Source organism: Humidesulfovibrio sp. (genome assembly GCF_035560995.1).
Lineage (GTDB): Bacteria > Desulfobacterota > Desulfovibrionia > Desulfovibrionales > Desulfovibrionaceae > Humidesulfovibrio.
The window spans coordinates 1-2,129 of record NZ_DATMYK010000081.1 but is presented as its reverse complement, the minus strand read 5'-3'; the positions used below and the strand labels follow the sequence as shown (position 1 = coordinate 2,129).

Genomic DNA, 2,129 nt, shown 5'->3' with positions numbered 1-2,129 from the left:
CTCGGCCAGGGAGTCCAGGGTCCGGGCGTCGTCTCCTGCGCGTGCGCCGAATTCCGAAAAGAGCACCACGGCCCTTGCCCGCACCTCAAAGGGCAGCTCCGGGTGGGCCATGATCCAGGCCTGGTGGGTGTCGAGCAGGTCCTGGCGGTTCAAGGCGGCCAGGGTGCGGATGTACAGCTCGTGCCAGGTCCAGGCGGCCAGTACGGTCTTGTCCGTGGCGGCGCGGCGGTCCAGAGCCTGCTTGGCCTGATAGAAATGCCGGGCTTTGTAGGCGCTGGCGGCCAGCCGGTCCAGGGCTTGCAGCTTCTCGGCGCGTTCCAGGTCCGTGCGTTCCAGCAGGCGGGAGTAGAGCAGTTCGGATAGGGGATTGTTGCCCGCCTTCCAGTAGCCGTCGGCCTCGGTCGCGAGGTCCTGGGTGGACTGCTCGCTCAGGGTCTCCTGCGGCTGTTTCGAAGGGTTCGGCAGGGTCAAAGAGGAGCAGCCCAGCCCGGTGAGGACGGCGAGGGTGAACGCGGCTGCCAGCAGCCGGGCGGCTGTAAAGCGGACGCCCGGGCGGCGCGTGATCGTGGCCTTGTTCATGCTGTGGCCTCCCCCGTGCTGGGTGCAAAAAAAATCCCGGCCTGCGAACGGTCCGCAAGCCGGGATTATGGTAAGCTCTCTTGCCTTGCAAGGCAAGCCGCGCTGGGCCTGCTGGGCTATTTGACCTCGGTGTAGTCCGCGTCCACCACGTTGTCGTCGGCGGGCTTGGCCTGACCGCCGCAGGTGCCGCCAGCACAGCCGCCAGCGCCGCCGGCAGCGCCCGCGCCGGGCTCGGCCTGCTTCTGGGCGTACAGCTGCTCGGCCAGCTTGTGGCTGCTCTGGGCCAGTTCGTCGGCCGCGGCCTTGATGGTGTCCACGTCCTCGGTCTCCAGGGCCTTTTTCACGGCCTCGATCTTGGTCTCAACGTCACCCTTGAGCACCGGGTCCACCTTGTCGCCGATGTCGCGCAGGCTCTTTTCGGTGCTGTAGACGAGGCTGTCGGCCTGGTTGCGGGCTTCGATGAGGGCCTGCTTCTTCTTGTCCTCTTCGGCGTGGGCCTCGGCGTCCTTCACCATGCGGTCGATGTCCGTCTCAGACAGGCCAGAGGAGGCGGTGATGCGGATGGACTGCTCCTTGCCGGTGCCGGTGTCCTTGGCGGACACGTTCACGATGCCGTTGGCGTCGATGTCGAAGGTGACCTCGATCTGCGGCACGCCGCGCGGCGCGGGCAGAATGCCGGTGAGCTCGAAACGGCCCAGGGTCATGTTGTCGCTGGCCATGGGGCGCTCGCCCTGGAGCACGTGGATGGACACCGAGGGCTGCGAATCGGCCGCGGTGGTGAACACCTGGCTCTTGCGCGTGGGAATGGTCGTGTTGCGCTCGATGAGCTTGGTGAACACGCTGCCCATGGTCTCGATGCCCAGCGACAGCGGGGAGACGTCGAGGAGCAGCACGTCCTTCACATCGCCCGCCAAGATGCCGCCCTGGATGGCCGCGCCCATGGACACGACCTCGTCGGGGTTCACGGTGCGGTTGGGCTCCTTGCCGAAGAACTCGCCCACCTTCTGCTGCACGAGCGGCATGCGGGTCATGCCGCCCACCAGAACCACCTCGTCGATGTCCTTGGCGGTGAGGCCGGCGTCGGCCAGGGCCTTCTTGCAGGGGGCGATGGTGCGTTCCACCAGATCCATGACCAGGGACTCCAGCTTGGCGCGGGAGAGCTTGACCATGAGGTGCTTGGGCCCGTTCTGGTCGGCGGTGATGAAGGGCAGGTTGATCTCGGTCTCCATGGTGGAGGAGAGCTCCTGCTTGGCCTTCTCAGAGGCCTCCTTCAGGCGCTGCAGGGCCATGCGGTCCTTGGCCAGGTCGATGCCGTTCTCGCGCTTGAATTCTTCCACGAGGTACTGGATGACCTTCTGGTCGAAGTCTTCGCCGCCGAGGAAGGTGTCGCCGTTGGTGGCGCGCACTTCGACGACGTTGTCGCCCACCTCGAGGATGGAGATGTCGAAGGTGCCGCCGCCCAGGTCGAACACGGCGATCTTTTCGTTCTTCTTGCGGTCCATGCCGTAGGCGAGGGAGGCCGCCGTGGGCTCGTTGATGATGCGCTTGAC

The 2,129-nt window shown here is 66.2% G+C and carries 1 protein-coding gene and 1 pseudogene; both read right to left on the bottom strand.

What is annotated here, in order from left to right:
- Positions 1-579: pseudogene (locus VN419_RS03080) on the bottom strand (hypothetical protein); the annotation flags it as partial.
- Between the two features lie 116 nt (positions 580-695).
- A partial coding sequence (gene dnaK / locus VN419_RS03075; RefSeq protein WP_325644328.1) for a molecular chaperone DnaK occupies positions 696-2,129 on the bottom strand: 1,434 nt, incomplete at its 5' end.